This window comes from Mesorhizobium sp. M0029 (assembly GCF_040323735.1).
Lineage (GTDB): Bacteria > Pseudomonadota > Alphaproteobacteria > Rhizobiales > Rhizobiaceae > Mesorhizobium.
This window is the reverse complement of the sequence record NZ_JAMYVF010000023.1, coordinates 67,433-83,076: the sequence shown is the minus strand read 5'-3', so window position 1 is coordinate 83,076 and position 15,644 is coordinate 67,433. Positions and strand designations below refer to the sequence as shown.

13 protein-coding genes and 1 pseudogene are annotated in these 15,644 nt (G+C 58.9%); 5 read left to right on the top strand and 9 right to left on the bottom strand.

The window, feature by feature from the left end; translation table 11 throughout:
• Positions 1 to 580 precede the first annotated feature (580 nt).
• The 3 genes from NKJ76_RS28055 (at position 581) to NKJ76_RS28045 (ending at position 4,222) form a co-directional block, all read left to right on the top strand.
• Entirely contained in the window at positions 581 to 1,462 is an 882-nt protein-coding gene (locus tag NKJ76_RS28055) for a GHMP family kinase ATP-binding protein (RefSeq protein ID WP_352538866.1), read from the top strand.
• A 38-nt stretch (positions 1,463 to 1,500) separates the two neighbouring features.
• Entirely contained in the window at positions 1,501 to 3,147 is a 1,647-nt protein-coding gene (locus NKJ76_RS28050; protein WP_352538865.1) for a pyridoxal-phosphate dependent enzyme, read from the top strand.
• Positions 3,148 to 3,484: 337 nt separating this feature from the next.
• Positions 3,485 to 4,222 carry a GntR family transcriptional regulator gene (locus NKJ76_RS28045; protein WP_352538864.1) on the top strand — a complete coding sequence of 246 codons (738 nt, stop codon included), beginning with the start codon at positions 3,485 to 3,487 and terminating at the stop codon, positions 4,220 to 4,222.
• 445 nt (positions 4,223 to 4,667) lie between these two features.
• Here the strand turns inward: NKJ76_RS28045 and NKJ76_RS28040 are convergent, their stop codons facing one another.
• Positions 4,668 to 4,937, bottom strand: a complete 270-nt coding sequence (locus NKJ76_RS28040; RefSeq protein ID WP_352538876.1) for a hypothetical protein — start codon at positions 4,935 to 4,937, stop codon at positions 4,668 to 4,670.
• 138 nt (positions 4,938 to 5,075) lie between these two features.
• Between NKJ76_RS28040 and NKJ76_RS28035 the strand changes: the two genes are divergently transcribed.
• Together NKJ76_RS28035 and NKJ76_RS28030 are read left to right on the top strand one after the other, a co-directional pair.
• The gene (locus tag NKJ76_RS28035; RefSeq protein ID WP_352538863.1) at positions 5,076 to 5,363 is read left to right on the top strand and encodes a hypothetical protein; all 288 of its coding nucleotides are present in this window, start codon (positions 5,076 to 5,078) and stop codon (positions 5,361 to 5,363) included.
• Positions 5,350 to 5,650, top strand: a pseudogene (locus NKJ76_RS28030) (recombinase family protein); the annotation flags it as partial. The gene NKJ76_RS28035 and the pseudogene NKJ76_RS28030, both read left to right, overlap by 14 nt.
• 131 nt (positions 5,651 to 5,781) lie before the next feature.
• On the opposite strand, the gene NKJ76_RS28025 reads toward NKJ76_RS28030, so the two are convergent.
• The 8 genes from NKJ76_RS28025 to nifH all read right to left on the bottom strand — a co-directional run bounded on the left by NKJ76_RS28025 (position 5,782) and on the right by nifH (position 15,633).
• The gene (locus NKJ76_RS28025; RefSeq protein ID WP_352538862.1) at positions 5,782 to 6,426 is read right to left on the bottom strand and encodes a universal stress protein; all 645 of its coding nucleotides are present in this window, start codon (positions 6,424 to 6,426) and stop codon (positions 5,782 to 5,784) included.
• Positions 6,427 to 6,763: 337 nt separating this feature from the next.
• Positions 6,764 to 7,543: a winged helix-turn-helix transcriptional regulator gene (locus NKJ76_RS28020; protein WP_352538861.1), complete on the bottom strand. Its 780-nt coding sequence runs from the start codon at positions 7,541 to 7,543 to the stop codon at positions 6,764 to 6,766.
• Positions 7,544 to 7,570: 27 nt separating this feature from the next.
• A complete protein-coding gene (locus NKJ76_RS28015) occupies positions 7,571 to 8,050 on the bottom strand; it encodes a NifX-associated nitrogen fixation protein (RefSeq protein WP_352498674.1) in 480 nt (159 codons plus the stop codon).
• A 17-nt stretch (positions 8,051 to 8,067) separates the two neighbouring features.
• Positions 8,068 to 8,565, bottom strand: a complete 498-nt coding sequence (gene nifX / locus NKJ76_RS28010; RefSeq protein ID WP_352538860.1) for a nitrogen fixation protein NifX — start codon at positions 8,563 to 8,565, stop codon at positions 8,068 to 8,070.
• The gene (locus NKJ76_RS28005; protein ID WP_352538859.1) at positions 8,531 to 11,413 is read right to left on the bottom strand and encodes a bifunctional nitrogenase iron-molybdenum cofactor biosynthesis protein NifEN; all 2,883 of its coding nucleotides are present in this window, start codon (positions 11,411 to 11,413) and stop codon (positions 8,531 to 8,533) included. Before NKJ76_RS28005 ends, nifX begins: the two co-directional genes overlap by 35 nt.
• A 56-nt stretch (positions 11,414 to 11,469) precedes the next feature.
• A complete protein-coding gene (nifK, locus tag NKJ76_RS28000) occupies positions 11,470 to 13,011 on the bottom strand; it encodes a nitrogenase molybdenum-iron protein subunit beta (RefSeq protein WP_352538858.1) in 1,542 nt (513 codons plus the stop codon).
• A gap of 126 nt (positions 13,012 to 13,137) precedes the next feature.
• The gene (nifD, locus tag NKJ76_RS27995) at positions 13,138 to 14,640 is read right to left on the bottom strand and encodes a nitrogenase molybdenum-iron protein alpha chain (RefSeq protein ID WP_352538857.1); all 1,503 of its coding nucleotides are present in this window, start codon (positions 14,638 to 14,640) and stop codon (positions 13,138 to 13,140) included.
• A 99-nt stretch (positions 14,641 to 14,739) separates the two neighbouring features.
• Positions 14,740 to 15,633, bottom strand: a complete 894-nt coding sequence (gene nifH / locus NKJ76_RS27990) for a nitrogenase iron protein (protein ID WP_023706403.1) — start codon at positions 15,631 to 15,633, stop codon at positions 14,740 to 14,742.
• Positions 15,634 to 15,644 lie beyond the last annotated feature (11 nt).

Genomic DNA, 15,644 nt, shown 5'->3' with positions numbered 1-15,644 from the left:
CTAGTCGCCGCGGTCATTTGGCCAAGCGCCCTACCGCCCTCCGGCCGTTTCGCTCCCCGACCACGGATGTTGCGGTTCTGTCGCAAGCTCCGTGAAAAAGTCGACGTAATTGGCGCTCTTGGGTCTCTGGGGATCTCGTCATTTCAAGGGCCAAGTTCGACCGATCGGTGATGCTGCTGTGCGTCCTGGTATCGGCCGCCTACAACGATGATCTGGAAGAAGGAAGGCACTGGATCGTCAACGGCAGCTAGACCCACCGGTGCCGCAACCTCTGCGACCCAGCCCCCCCTGCGCAATCGCTTCCGGCGCGGATTGACGCCGATCCGACTCTTGGCCCAACGACGGTGACACTAGCTAGTGTTGTGTTCGTCACATTTGCGACAAGTCCTATTCGAACTGATTATCTCCACCTTCTCACTAAGCCTTTGAATATCATTCAGAAGGATACCTCCCAGGGTGTTCCTTGTGGAGTTGGCACGATTTTTGAGTCTTTTCTCGTAAGGCGGCAGACAATTCCGCCTATTCATGTCGTGGGAAGCGGGCACCAACGTAAGTCTCAATTTATATGGCGAGGTTTACCATGCGCGCAGGAGAAGGGTGCGGTGAAGCAATCGGTCATCACGGGGAACTCGTTCAAGGCATTTTTGAAGACCAAAATGGTTGTCTGCATCGCGGCCTCATATCGCTGCCTTGCCGCCACCTCAAGTCGAAAGCCAAGTTCAAGACGCAGGGCGGAGATACGCTGTCCGTTACCCCACGGCATTGCGAAAAGGCAAAACGAGCCGCGGAGCTCGCGCTCAAGACATTCGCCCGGATGACAATCCGAGGACATCTTACAATAGAAAGCAATATCCCCGTTGGGCGTGGCATGGGCTCATCTACCGCTGATGTGCTGGCCAGCATATTGGCCGTTCTCAATTACCTGGCCATCCAATCAACACCTCATAGCGTAATGGAAATTGCAGTAAGCGCGGAGACAGCATGCGATTCGACGCTGTTTTCACAACAAGCGGTGCTTTTCGCACATCGCGAAGGATTCGTGATAGAGTCGTTCAGAAAGCCGCTTCCGCCAATTGACTTCATCAGCATAGACACAGCTCTTAGTCAAAATGTTGACACTCTCTCATTCAATCCGGCACAGTATAATGCGTTCGAGATCGGGGTCTTTCGGCCGCTCCGAAGTGCTATGCGTAAAGCGATCAACGATTCCGATCTTCGTCTGCTTGGCCGAGTTGCTACGGCAAGCGCTCTAATAAACGAGAGATTCCTCCCAAAACCCCGCATGTACGATATCGAAGCCATAGCCACTCGCTATGGCGCTCTAGGGGTACAGGTTGCCCACAGCGGAACAGTTGCCGGTATAATGTTCGACCCAGCGAACGAAAGGACCACCGAAAATATGGATCTAGCGATGCGTGACCTGGGAAAGTTAGGTTTAGAGTCTTCGATCTTCCGGCATTGAATCGGACCTGGGAGCAGCAAGTGGTTAGCCGAGTTCTGATGCGCAACCTTGAGGATTTCGAGAATCCTAGAATCATCGAGCTAGGCGATGGCCTGTATGGGGCCAGCTTTTTTCTCATGAAGCTTCTTCCTGCCCGGTTCATTTTGGAACGAGCCGTGGAGCAAGGATTGCTGAAAACAGGTGCCAGTATTTGCGAGTCGTCTACGGGGAATTTTGGGCTCGCCTTGGCAATGCTTTGTGCACAGTACGGCTACAAACTTACACTGGTGGGCGACTCGGCGCTTGACCGGCACCTTCACACACGTCTCGTCCAGCTTAACGTGCACGTGGACGTTCTCGACAAACCAGCGCGCGGTGGTGGATTTCATGAGGCGCGGTTGGACAGGTTGACCAAGTATCTTAAAGAAATACCCGGCAACTACTGGCCATCCTATCACTCAAATCCGCACAATCCGCTCGCCTACGCGAAATTAGCGGAGTTGCTCATCGACCGGGTGGGAGAGATCGATTGTTTGGTTGGTCCCGTTGGTTCGGGGGGGTCCATGTGCGGCACGTCCAAGTACCTACGAGTTCCGTTCCCCGGATTGCACACCATTGGCGTTGATTCACCAAAGTCAGTTCTGTTTGGGCAACCTAATGGCAGGCGACGCCTTCCCAGGTTGGAAGCTAGCATTACTCCTTCCAATGTCGATCACAGACATTTCGACGAGGTCCATTGGCTCACACAAGCGGAAGCATTTCATGCGACCCATCGCTTACACCGAGACCATGGACTATTTATGGGACCTACCGGTGGTGCTGCATACAAAGTTGCGAACTGGTGGTCGCAGAGGAACCCTGGCAAGAAAGTCGTGACCATCTTTCCTGATGAGGGACATCGTTATGCCGAGACCGTCTATAACGAGGACTGGCTCGCGTCCGTTCCTGGATGGCGTCAGTTCATCCGCGAAGAGCCAGTGGCTGTTGCTGCGCCCAGCGAAGAGCTAACGGGCTGGTCCTGTTTTGCCTGGGGCAGGCGAACTCTCGACGAAGTGCTTTGCAGCCCGATGGACCATGCGCGCGGACGTTCGTTCCCCCTGTCATCTTCCGGAACCCGCTTGCCTCCACCGTCTATAAAGCAAAATCGTCTGGAAACGATCGAGGGCGCGCACCGCGCCGCGATCACGCCTACTTCCGAAGCGCGGGGTGCGACGTTGAGAGCTTTGTCTCGCTTCGATCACGCCGCAGTCGCCCATTTGAAGCTGGATCCAGAGCAGGAACAGTTCGTAGACCCATTGGACGTAGTGTTCTCGGACCTTCGAAATAGCACTTGTTCCGAGTTTGAGCATCCCTTCTCGATCGTGGTCAGCGACCAAGTTGTTGGGTTTTTTGTTCTGCGTGAAAAGACGGCACTGCCGGAATGGGCAGCACCAGGCGTAATCACGTTGCACAGTCTTCGCGTGGGGTCTGCTTATCAACGCAGTGGATTTGGTAAGACAGCTATGAGACTTGCCGCAGAATGGATCCTAACCAACCGACCAAGGGTCGCTCGCTTCATGCTTGCAGTAAACGTTCGCAATATTGTAGCTAGAAAGGTTTATCAAACGTCCGGTTTCTGCAATACGGGCGCTACTTACTACGGCCCAGTCGGCACTCAGAACATCCTCGAATATATCCTTTGTTCAAAAGGTGAGCGTGAAGCTTGAGCGTTTTCTTCTTCGACATCCAGACACCATGTAAGCTGAGTCGCATTCATGATTTTGACGGTCAGTCTGTTACCGCGCGAGTTCGCCAGAAAGAGGTGGTTTGAGCATGTTTCCAACGTCCAGAAGGCAAGGAGCGCCATCTTAGATACAATGCTTCCCATTGAACATAATTACCAACAAGCGAGTGCGATCTGGCATCTGTGGCACCCCGCTCGATGTTGATTAACAAACTCTTACTACGCTGGTTAAGCCCCCGGTAAAAGCAGACCACTTAAACCGCAGCTCGACTTATAACGTCCTTGAGGTTGCGATTACAATACCTATTGGAGATTGCTGAATGACGGGACCAATAACGGTTAGGCTGCACGAAAAGGTCCGACAGGAGATTATGCGGCGAGTGATGAAAAACAAATACAAAGTAGGTGAGCCTCTGCCACCCATTGCTGCATTAGCGGAGGAGTTCGGCGTAAGTGTAATAACTATCAAGCGTGCGCTGCGGGACCTTCAGCCGACAGGAATCCTTCGTACCGTCCCTGGACTTGGAATCTTCGTACGAGAGAGACGCAGGTTCGTTCGTGACCTCGGTTTCTGCATGTTATCGAGTGGAGTTTCTGAACGATTTAGGCATAGGACGCTTAGTGAAACAACATCTGTGACAATGGAGATAATCGGCGATCCCTCTTTCAGTGAGCTTGATGCCCCAACTGGAAAAATGCTTTGCATACGAAAGGTTATATCGGCCGAGGATAAGCCGATCCTGTTTGACACTTCCTACTTGCCGCTTTCTTTCAACGACAAAGTCGTTGATGAGTTCGGAGATAAGTTTTTAAGCGATGCACTGCGCGATCAAGGGAGGCGCTTTCGGAAAACGAGGCTGCTTCTTGATGCCGCACCTGCCTCCGAGGAGGCACAGCAGGCTTTCGGGATTCCCAATGGATATCCAACACTGCGACGCCTCTACAAGTTGACCACAGTGGACCGTTCCTTCTCGGTCTTTGGAATTGCCGAATCGCCATTTGACCGGCTGGCATACTCCGTAGAGTTGGGAAACCGCACGTCTAGAGAGCGGTCGTGACGCCCAAGTCTGACGAATCATCCTCTATATCTAAGAGCGTTGAAGGGGCATTCCGCGGCGAGGCGGTTCGCACCAGTCCGAGCGACAAGGCCAACCTGTCCGCTCGATGAGGTCAAACCGCCAGTCCCGTGGCGAAGAGGCCGTGTGGTCCCCCCTCGCTATATGGCTGCCTGGAGCGGCTTGGACCGTAGACCGTATGTCCGCCTCTGCCGGTGAGGTGGCTCGCCCTACACTGCGCGTCCGAGGGTCGGTCGGGCCGAGTCGATCCTCATCACAGGAGGACGAGCCACCTCACCGGCAGAGGCGGACATACGTTCTTACGACGACCAATCGGGCATCGCCCCGGTACTCTCCGAGGCGCTTAGGCTAAGACGCACCCGTCCGGTGAAGACAGCAGACGTGCGTATCCGGCGGCCATGAGCACCTGAGCACCGCGGTGCTGGGGTCAAGCTTTCGATGGGTAGACGCGATGATATTCTCCGAGGAGGAGTTTGACTTCCTCGATGCCTTCATCGCTGAAGGCCAAGATTCCGTCGTCATCGTTGGCGTCGTACACCCAGATGACGCCGCTGGCGATCAGGCTGTAGAGAACGGCAGCGCGCTGTTCGCCGCGATCGGAACCGCAGAACAGCCAAGACTTTCTGCCGAGAGCCATCACCCGTTCATTGTGCCCATGTCGGGGACGAACTGAAAGTTCATTATCGCTGGCATCCATATTTTGGCCGAAAGGTCAGCGTGCGGCGTGTGGAACAGCGGGTGACTGGCCAGTTTCTCAGGGTGCAATACCCATCAGGCATTGTCGTATCGATTCCAGGCTGGATGGTGGATTCGGCCGCTTGCGCGGGCATGACATTTGGTCCGCCACAATCTCACGGCTTTGTCTGATCTGAAGAGGCTGGTCACGGCGGCCGCTGTTCCCACAAACTTCCCAAGCGAGAATGGAATCGCACGGGAGAAAGTGGATGAAACAGCACAACGTGCCTGCACCGACCTCGGACAGGCAGATGAGCCTGAATTCGAGCCCCACAGGCTGGAGGGGATGAGCAAAGTGGAGCGGGCGAAGGCCTTGCTGACGCTCGCCCAAATCCTCATGCAGGCCACCGGTCTGGTCGTCGAGGAGCTCGATGATGACCAGCACTGATCTTATCCCAGCTGCGCTCTTGAAGCGCAAGGCTGTCGTCTATGTGCGCCAGTCGACGCAGTCCCAGGTCATGACCAACCTGGGAGAGCCAGCGGCGGCAATATGACCTGGCCGACATTGCGCGACAGCGCGGCTCGCCGAAATCGAAGTCATCGACGACAATCTCGGCCGATCAGCAAGCGGAACAGTGGCGCGCCCCGGCTTCGATCGGCTGGTTGCATGGTTGTGTGCGGGCAAGATCGGCGCCGTGTTGTGCCTGGGACGCATCGAGGCTCGCACGCAATGGGGGCGCGTGCCGATTGGCTCCGAGGAGCTTCGCGAGACCTGCGCGTTGCGGCCACCTTTCTCCGACTTGGTATCAGAATAGATGACCCGGGGGAGTAGAGCTTGGACAGCATCGGTGCTACTTCAGAACCCGTCAGCGGGCCAAAAACATCGGCAAAGGCGGCTTGCCAACTATCCATCTCGTCACGCTACCGAAGAGCCGCTCGCGCAGCCGGCGATTGCCATAAGCGCCCATGACTATCATGTCGGCAGACGTGTCGACTGCGTGCTGCGCCAGCACCGTGGCTGCCGATTTTCCGGCGCTCGCCAGCAGGTCAACCGACACCCGAGCACCGTGCCGAGTGAGATAGGCAGCGATATCAGCTCCCGGCTCGGCGCCGTTTCCGGTGCAGGTCGCCTCCGGATCGACGAGTGCGACACGAACTTCCTCAGCACCGGATAGCAGATCCAGCGCTTCCCGAACCGAACGGGACGCCTCGACTCGCGAATCCCAGCCGACCAGGACGCGCCGCGGAGACAGAGTCGCCTCAGCGCCCTCCGGTACGACAAGCACCGGCTTTCCCGTATCGAACAAGCTGCCGTTGATAACAAGGGGACCCAGACTAGTCTCATTGAGAAGTGCGGGGCCGACGATTGTCAGGTCGGTGCAGAGCGCCCGCTGTCGCACCGCGTCACCGACGCCAGCCTTGTCGCAGTGTTCGGTGTCGACATCATAGCAGCGCCACGTGGCTCTCAGCACTTTGTGAATTTCCCTCGATGTCTTTTCCAGGTTGGCCATGTCCTGTGAAAATTCCCGTGCGGCAATGTGGTGTGCGCGATGTCTAGACCACTCGGGGATGCCACCGCCCAACGGCGGAGGGGACCCAATAACCGGAGGCGACATCAGGAGCGGCGGAGGCGATATAATTAGTACGGAAAGATACGCGCCGACCTCGGCGCACAAGCGAGCAGCTATTGCGACGTCCTGATCGGAATGGTCAGCTCCCGTCACACTGAGTATTTTCTTGAAGGCCATCTGACTGCTTCCCCCTGAGATGTCGCGCCCGTAGCGCGTTTCGAACCGCAAGACTTGCCTTCCAACAAAGATGGAGAGTGGCACACCGTCCGTTCGCGATTCAGTCGTCCAGCTTCTCGAGCGAGTAGCCCGCAGACCTGACAGTATGAATAACGCTACCTGGCGAGGCCGCCTTCAGCGCCTTTCTGATCCGGCTGATATGGACGTCGACAGTGCGTTCACCGACGTGGATATTGTCCGGCCAGGCCGCGTCGATCAGCTCGTCTCGGCTGAAGACCTTGCCGGGAGCCTCAAGAAATTGCCGCAGCAGGTTGAATTCGAGAGGTCCGAGATGGATTTCGTGGCCATTACCTCGAACCCGGTGAGCATCGAGCTTCATCTCAAGGCTGCCGCAACAGAGCCAGCTGCCGTTTTTTATCCCGTTTGAACCCGGCTGTGGCAGCGCCAACTTCGTGCGTAGACAGTCAAGCAGCTTGGCCGGTGCGAAGGGCCGCACAAAGCTCTCGTCAACACCTGCCTTCAAGAGATCGAGGTGCTGGTTCTCGGCGCCGGGCGCGATCAACGCAATGACGGGCAGGCGGCCGGTCCGGGGCTCCCCCTTGAACCGGGCGCAGATTGTGGAGCCTGCCGCGCTTGCTGGCCCGCAGTCCAGCACGACCGCCTGGAGCTCCCGTTGATCGGCCAATGCAAGTGCTTCCTTCACGCCGCCTGCCGGCTCACTCGTGAAGCCGTCCACCCCCAGAATGTGGCTGAGGAACAGATACAACTCCGCATCTTGCGAACAGATCAGTACCACCGGCTTCATCAGCGCTACCCCAAGAACCACATCGGCCTCGACCGCCTCGATTGAGAGGGCTCGCATGTCCTCAAGGCCTGACATGATCCCCTCGATCGAAAATCGGTTCCATCACGCCCGCGCCACCTCGGGATAAGCCTCAATGGCTGCGGTGGCATCGCCGGCCAATTGGGTACCGGCCGCAGCGAGTTTCCAGAACGTCTCGAAACCGAACCGGTGGACGTCGCGCAGGGTTTTCGACAGAACGACCAGTCGCCCGGCCGTGAAAAGCACGCGCCCGAAGCCCTCATGGCTCATCTCCATGATCGGGGATGCCATCAGGCCGGAGCGTTCCTCAATCGCAAGCCCGACGGCGGTGTAGAACTTGTCGAGCCTCCACAGCACGTCCGGATCGGGATCGCCGATGATTGGAATTGCACGGCGCTGTTCCCTGGTGATGATGAAGTCGCCTAGCAGCTCGGCGTCCGATTTGCCTTCCCATGACCCGTGGGAATCATTGGCACGAATCAGCCGCACGAGGCATTTGATGAACGGGGTGGCAAGGGCCGCCTCGTCCTCGGTGGCGGCAGGGCTAACAGCGGCTTCAAACATTTCGCCCACTCCTCATTTCAGCTTTCGTCCTCGAAGGAGGGTTTCTGTTCAGCGACACCTGCCTGCGCCAGCACCTTGCGCAGCCAAGGGGGAGGACACGTCCTGAGCATCATCTGCGTGCGCAACAGCACCTCTTGGATGGTCTGGGGCTGCGGCACTTTGATCGGATGGATCTTTGCGGTAACGAGTTTGGCTGCCGAAGGTCCGCCGATCGCCAGACAAAACAGGAGATGGCAGCCCTTCAGCGCCTCCACCTTCGGGGTGATGCGGTCGTCGCCCTCGGTTCGATGCTTCCCGCTCTCGTCGGAAACGTCATCGAAGGCCACGGCTTCCACGAGATTCCACTCCTCGCGCATCACGTCGTAGACAGCAAAGCGCCTGGCCGATCCGAAATGGGCGTTGAGGTTCTTCATGTCCTGCGTGGCGATCGCCACGCGCAATGCGCCCGCTTGGCGTTCCGGCGTCGGTACGTGAACCTCGTCAGTGACGAGCGAGAGGCGACGGACGGAGTTCATCTGGCATTTCTCGCTTACGGAGTGGATCAAGCGCCTCAGGCGTCGGCGCTCGCCCGTTGGCTTCGAAAATGTTGGCAACCTCGAAGATCAGGTCGCGGGTCCCCTGGTAGAGGATTGTGAGCTTGTGCTGGGCCCCGAGCCGGTCGAAGATCGGGAAGCCGGCCCGCATGAGCGGAATGCCGAGGCGCTGCGCCGCCTGGCGGCCGTGGGAATGAGTAACGAGAAGATCAGCGCCGGCGCCAAGCGCTTCCAAATCGCCGAGATCGCCGATTTGAACCGACTGCGCCGGCATTTCCTCCAGAATTTTCGACATAGCGGCCGTTGTGACCGCCGCCGCGATTTCGGAGCCCATGCCGATGAAGAAGCTCGCGAGTTGGTAGAGTTGGTCTGGTTCAGCAGCGATCGCAATTTTCTTACCTCCAAAGTGGAAATGTCCGTCGAGCAAAGCGTCCTGCAACTGCGCCCGCCGAAGGCGCACCCCAGCCGGCGCCGCCGCGCCCGAAACTGCAGACAACAGCGAGACGAACCGGTCGGCGTCCCTCAATCCGGTCAACGACCGGAACAGCACGTAAGAAACCCCGGTCAACCTCTGCAGCACCTCGGCCGGGCGGCGCATATGCTCACCGATGACAATGCATCGCTCGGCCGTGCCTAGCTCGCGGATATCCTCCACGCTGGTGCCGCCATAGGTAGTCGTGACCCAACAGTCGGGCACCGTACCGTCGAGCGAGCCGGAGACGTCCGGCAAAATCACCGGCTTCAGTCCAAAGCTCTCAACCATCTCACGCAAATGCTCGATGTCAGCCACGGTGAGGTTCCAGCCAGGCAGGATCACGATCTTCTTCGATTGCCGCGCCTGCTCGCCGGGCCGTGTAATCCCTTCGATCATCGCGGTGACAGCTTTGGCCCAGCCCTCTTCGACCGCACCATCGAAGTCTGGTGTGTTGGCCAGCACCACCTCGGTACCCGCGAGTTCTTTGGTGCGCTTCAGCCTGATATTGGCGATATCTCCTGCGCAGTCTTCGCCCCGGGTTTCCACCAGCGCGGTCGTGCAAACCCCGATCAGCGTTGGCTTTGTGCGGGCCTTGAGGTTGAGGATCGCCTCTTCCAGATGGTCTGCCCCGCCGAGGATCGTCGCCACCTCGTCCATCGCGGTTGTCTGCAAGGGAATGGCTTCCTTGAAATGTCGCACGAAGAGCACGAGCGCGAAGCTGGTGCACCCCTGGCTGCCGTGGAACAACGGCATCGCGCCGTCGACCCCAAGAAAGGCCAAGGCGGCACCCAATGGCTGCGATGACTTCAGCGGATTGACCGCCGCCGCTTTGGTCTGGGGACGGATGCGGACCATCGGCTTTCCTCGACACTCGCCGAAATCGTTGGCCGTCGTGCCCGCGAATTCTTGGACAGCATGCAAGGTCAGGGTCTCGCTTTTCGTGCGCGGCCGTTCCTTCCTCACCGCAGGCGGGCAATCCCATGGTGCCGGCCCCCGCACCTGGCCCCAGATCGGGTTACGCATGGCCAGGTCGATCTGGCGTACGAGTTCCACCATGCCGTCATAGCCCGCGTAAGGGTGTTGGCGCTCCTGGTTGATATCGAGCCAGGGTGTCTTGGCCTTCAGAGCGACGAATTGCGTGCGCCCGCCTGATAGCAGGATATCGGCCTTGTGTTCGGAGAGCATGGCGTAAAGCTCGCGCGCTGCCATCTGCTCGAATATATGGTTGTTGTCCTTGAGGATCTGCTTGATCCGCTCCTTGTCTTCGACGGTCGACTTCTTGACAGAGGTGCCGACGATCTCGATCCCGATCTCCGTCAGCGCATGGACGACCGACCAGGACTTCACGCCGCCGGTGTTGAGCAGCACGCGCTTGCCTTCGAGCCTCGGCCGGTAGGCGGCTAGCTTCTTCCAGGCGATCGCCTCTTCCTCTGCAATCAATACCTCGGTGCGGCCGAGGATCTCCGGATTGGCACCCTGCTTCACCAGCAGCTCAGAGATCTGTCGGAGCGCTTCCGAGGTGTCGGTGATCCCGTAGAAGGAGCCTTCGAAGAACGGGATGTCCCAGCGCTCGTCCATCTTGCGGGCGAGATTGATGAGCGCGGTCGAGCACACCACCATAGCCGCCCGGGCGCGGTGCGCGCAGGCAATGTCGACGTAACGCGCGTCACCCGGAATGCAGGCGCGCACCCGGATCCCGAGCCGATCCAGCAGCGGCTTCACCAGCCAGAATTCGCCCGAGAGGTTGAATTCGCCAAGAATGTTGATGTCGTAAGGGCCGGCATCGTCGGGCTCCATCGTGCCGATGACATGATCGAGCAACGCCTCGCCGGCAAGCTTGTTGCCGAGATTCTTGGAGCCGACGAAGCCCGGCGAATTGACCGGTACAACGGCCAAGCCGAACTTTTCCGCCGCGCGCTTGCAGACAGCCTCGATGTCGTCGCCGATCAGCGCCGTCACGCAGGTCGGATAGACGAAGATCGCCGGCGGCCCATACGCTTCCTTGATCTCGCGGATCGCTTTGAAGAGCTTCCGCTCGCCCTGCCCCATGACAACATCGAGTTCGGTGAGGTCGGTCGTGAAGCTTGTGCGCCACAGCGTTGGCCCGGACGAAGCCGCACCGCGGTTGTCCCAGGAATTGCCCTCGCAGGCGAGCGGCCCATGGATCAGGTGTGCGACGTCGGTGATCGGCTGCAGCACGATCTTGGCGCCATCGAAGGCACAGCCACCGGCCGCCGCTCCGGGGGTCAGTGGCTTCGAACAGCCCTTTTTGCGCGCCTTGGCATCCTTGCCGCGGTTCTTTTCGCAGGCAGGCTCGTTGAAGACATCCTGGATTTTGGCTCTGAGCAAGGACATTGCGTCGGTCTCCAAAGTCCCTCGGGAAGACGACCGGCCAAAGCCGACCGTCACGCTTAGCGGGTGAGGTCATACGAATAGTCCGTCACGCCCGTCTCGCTTGTCTCGCGATCGAGTTTGTCGAAGATCTTGTCGAGGATCGTCGTCAGGACGCGCAACCCGCCTTGGTAGCCCATCAGCGCAAACCGATGGTGATGGTGGCGATCGAAGATCGGAAACGTCAGCCGGATCAGCGGCGTGCCCGTGTCGCGCTCCAGATACTTGCCATAGGAGTTGCCGATCAGCAGGTCCACCGGCTCGGTGAAGAGCAACGAGCGCAATGCCCAGAGGTCCTTGCCCGCCCAGACTTGAGCACCCTTGCCGAAGGGCGATGATGCAAGCAGCTCCTTCAACTCCGCTTCCCACGCCGAGGTGCCGCTGGTGGCGAGGCAATGGGTCGGCTCGCCGCCCGTCTCCATGGTGAAGCGGGCCATGGCGTAGACAAAGTCCGGATCGCCATAGATGGCGTATTTCTTGCCGTGTAGCCAGGATTGGCTGTCCGCCATCGCGTCAACAAGTCGGCCGCGCTCGAGGCGGATTGCCTCGGGGATTTGCTTGCCGGAAATCGCGGAGACCTCCATCAAGAAGTCGTCAGTCGCCTTGACACCGAGTGGGTAATGGAACGAGGCAGTCGCCTGCCCCACCCCCTCGCAATACTCCAGTGTTTTTCGGGTGTTGTAATGCTGTAGCGAAAGTGTCGCCTCGGCGTTGAGTGCCTTCCTCACGTCTTCGATCTTCGTGCCGCCGTCATACATGCGGTATTCGCCGTCGGACGGCGTGTCGAACTGATCAGAGGCGTCTTGGATGAAGGAATAAGAAACGCCCATCAGATCGAGCAGGCGCTTGAGTTCCCGGTTGTTGCCGACACAGAAGCCATCGAAACCCGGAATGACGTTGATGGTCCCCTCGGCTTCCGTTCGCTCCTCGCCTTTCCAGAAATGCTCCAAAATCCCCTTGAGCGTGACGTCGTAGCCATCGACATGACTGCCGACGAAGGCCGGCGTATGGGCGAAGGGGACGTCGAAGTCGCGCGGGACCGAGCCTTCGTCCTTGGCGTTCTCGATGAAGCTGTGCAGGTCATCGCCAATGACCTCCGCCATACAAGTAGTCGAGACGGCGATCATCTTCGGGTCGTAGAGTTGGTACGTGTTGGCGAGCCCGTCGACCAGGTTCTTCAGGCCGCCGAACACTGCCGCGTCCTCGGTCATCGAGGAGGAAACCGCCGAAGCAGGCTCCTTGAAATGGCGCGACAGGTGCGAGCGGTAATAGGCCACGCAGCCTTGGCTGCCGTGGACGAAGGACATGGTTCGCTCGAAGCCTGCGGCCGCGAACACCGCGCCGAGCGGCTGGCAGGCCTTGGCGGGGTTCACGACAAGCGCTTCGCGAGCAAGGTTCTTTTCGCGGTATTCCCACGTCTTGGTGAATTCGCCTTGGTCGGTAACGATCTGGTCCGGGTGAGGACATTCGAAATTCAGCCTCTTCTCGGCAAGCATCTGCCTGTATTCCGGCTCGCGGAACAGGGGCGCGTGGTCGAGAACTTTTTCAGCCGACTGCGGCATGGGTGGTTACCTCTTCTCCAACTGGCCCGCCATACGGCGGCACAGGGACGTCGAAACGTTTCAGGTCTCCCGCGGACAAAGGGCCACAGGCGTTAAACGGCCTCCCGGCTTCCGGGAGGCCAGTTTTCATTCCGCAGCGATCGCCGCCGACGGCTCGGCTTTTTTCTTCCAGGGTGCGTCATAGAGGCCCCAGACCGGGTTGTTGATGGCCAGATCCATGTCGCGCGCGAAGATGGCGAAGCCGTCGTAGCCGTGATACGGGCCCGAATAATCCCAGGAATGCATTTGACGGAATGGTATGCCCATCTTCTGGACCGGGTATTTCTCTTTGATGCCGGAGCCCACGAGATCAGGACGGATCCCCTCGATGAACTTCTCCAGCTCGTAACCAGTCACGTCGTCATAGATCAGAGTGCCCTTCTTCACGTAATGGCCGGTACGCTGATAGTCGTCGTTATGGCCAAATTCGTAGCCAGTGCCGACGATCACCATGCCCAGGTCCTCATATGCCGTGACGACGTGGCGGGGGCGCAGCCCGCCGACATAGAGCATCACCGTCCTGCCTTCGAGGCGCGGCCGGTACTTGGCGATTACGGCATCGACCAACGGCCGGTATTTGGCGATGACCACCTCGGCCTTGGCCTCGATTTCCGGCCCGAAGTGCTTGGCTATCTTGCGCAGAGAGGCTTCGGTCTGGGAGGGGCCGAAGAAATTGTACTCCATCCAGGCGATGCCATACTTTTCCTCCATGTGCCGGCAGATGTAGTTCATCGACCTGTAGCAATGGATGAGATTGAGTTTCGCCTTTGGCGCTCGCTCTATTTCGGCCAGCGTAGCGTCGCCCGACCAGTTGCCGACCACGCGCAGACCCATCTCCTCGAGCAGGATGCGCGAAGCCCAAGCGTCGCCGCCGATATTGTAGTCGCCGACCACATTGACATCGTATGGGCCGGCCTCGAACTCCACTTCCTTCTTCTCGAACACCCAGTCTCGGATCGCGTCGTTGGCGATGTGGTGGCCGAGGGATTGCGAGACGCCGCGGAAGCCCTCGCAGCGCACCGGCACGATTGTCTTTTCGTGCTCCTTGGCCTTGTTGCGGGACACAGCTTCGGTGTCGTCGCCAATCAGGCCGATCGGGCATTCGGATTGCACAGTCATGCCCTTGTTCAGCGGAAACAGTTCCTCGATCTCGTCGATGATCCGTTCCAGCTTCTTGTCGCCGCCGAAAACAATGTCCTTCTCCTGGAAATCGGAGGTGAACTGCATCGTGACGAACGTGTCGATGCCGGTCGTGCCGACGTAGTAGTTGCGGCGTTGAGACCAGGAATATTGCCCGCAGCCGACCGGCCCGTGCGAGATATGGACCATATCCTTGACTGGACCCCACACCACGCCTTTCGAGCCGGCATAGGCGCAGCCGCGAATCGTCATCACGCCGGGGATGGACTTGATGTTCGATTTGACATCGCATTCGGAAAGGACCTCGCTTTCCTCGCCAGCCTCGTCGCCGCTCTTTGCAACGCTGAGGTGCTTTTTGCGGCGCTTCGCCGACTTGTCAGGATATTGCGACAGCACCTCCTCGATAAGCTTCGCATGGAGGGCACCGTCATTCTCGTATTCCAGGCTCATGGGACCCCTTTCAAGGTTCAGGGTGACGCCTCACCGACGAGGCGCCGTTCTTTGAAAGGCGCACCAGGTCAGGGCGGCGCCTCATGTCGGCAGCGGTCGCTACTGTGCGGCCGCCTTGGCCGCTTCCTTGACCTGAAGCTCGGCAAGCATCTGCTCGTCGGTCTTCATGATGCCGAAGTCGAGCAGCATGTCCTCGAGCTCCTCCATGGTGATCGGGGTCGGGATGGTGCCCTGGCCGGAATTCCCGTGAATCTTCTCGGCCAGCGCCCTGTATTCCCCGGCCTGCTTGGAGTCCGGCGCATACTGGATCACAGACATCTTCCTGAGCTCGGCGTGCTGGACGATGTTGTCGCGCGGCACGAAGTGGATAAGTTTGGAATTGAGCCTGGAAGCCAGCGCTTCGGCGAGGTCGAGCTCGCGGTCGGTTTGGCGCTCGTTGCAGATCAGGCCACCGAGCCGCACGCCGCCCGAATGGGCGTATTTCAGGATACCCTTGGCGATGTTGTTGGCGGCATAGAGCGCCATCATCTCGCCGGACATGACGATATAGATTTCCTGGGCCTTGTTCTCTCGGATCGGCATCGCGAAACCGCCACACACCACATCCCCGAGCACGTCGTAGGAGACATAGTCGACGTCGTCGTAGGCGCCGTTCTCCTCGAGGAAGTTGATCGAGGTGATCACGCCGCGGCCGGCGCAGCCGACACCCGGCTCAGGGCCGCCCGACTCCACGCATTTGATTCCTTTGTAGCCGACCTTGAGCACGTCCGCGAGTTCCAGGTCTTCCACCGAACCTTCCTCTGCCGCGAGGTGCAGGACCGTATCCTGCGCCTTCGCGTTCAGGATCAGGCGGGTGGAGTCGGCTTTGGGATCGCAGCCGACGATGAGGATTCTCTGCCCGAGATCGACAAGGGCGGCGAGCGTATTCTGGGAGGTGGTGGACTTGCCGATGCCGCCCTTGCCGTAAAAGGCGATCTGACGCAAACCTGACATGTAGCTTTCCT

Bases quoted from the DNA above. Each gene is read 5' to 3' on its own strand.
- NKJ76_RS28055 (WP_352538866.1), top strand. From the start codon at position 581: ATGCGCGCAGGAGAAGGGTGCGGTGAAGCAATCGGTCATCACGGGGAA.
- NKJ76_RS28050 (WP_352538865.1), top strand. From the start codon at position 1,501: ATGCGCAACCTTGAGGATTTCGAGAATCCTAGAATCATCGAGCTAGGC.
- NKJ76_RS28045 (WP_352538864.1), top strand. From the start codon at position 3,485: ATGACGGGACCAATAACGGTTAGGCTGCACGAAAAGGTCCGACAGGAG.
- NKJ76_RS28040 (WP_352538876.1), bottom strand. From the start codon at position 4,937: ATGGATGCCAGCGATAATGAACTTTCAGTTCGTCCCCGACATGGGCAC.
- NKJ76_RS28025 (WP_352538862.1), bottom strand. From the start codon at position 6,426: ATGGCCAACCTGGAAAAGACATCGAGGGAAATTCACAAAGTGCTGAGA.
- NKJ76_RS28020 (WP_352538861.1), bottom strand. From the start codon at position 7,543: ATGTCAGGCCTTGAGGACATGCGAGCCCTCTCAATCGAGGCGGTCGAG.
- NKJ76_RS28015 (WP_352498674.1), bottom strand. From the start codon at position 8,050: ATGTTTGAAGCCGCTGTTAGCCCTGCCGCCACCGAGGACGAGGCGGCC.
- nifX (WP_352538860.1), bottom strand. From the start codon at position 8,565: ATGAACTCCGTCCGTCGCCTCTCGCTCGTCACTGACGAGGTTCACGTA.
- NKJ76_RS28005 (WP_352538859.1), bottom strand. From the start codon at position 11,413: ATGTCCTTGCTCAGAGCCAAAATCCAGGATGTCTTCAACGAGCCTGCC.
- nifK (WP_352538858.1), bottom strand. From the start codon at position 13,011: ATGCCGCAGTCGGCTGAAAAAGTTCTCGACCACGCGCCCCTGTTCCGC.
- nifD (WP_352538857.1), bottom strand. From the start codon at position 14,640: ATGAGCCTGGAATACGAGAATGACGGTGCCCTCCATGCGAAGCTTATC.
- nifH (WP_023706403.1), bottom strand. From the start codon at position 15,633: ATGTCAGGTTTGCGTCAGATCGCCTTTTACGGCAAGGGCGGCATCGGC.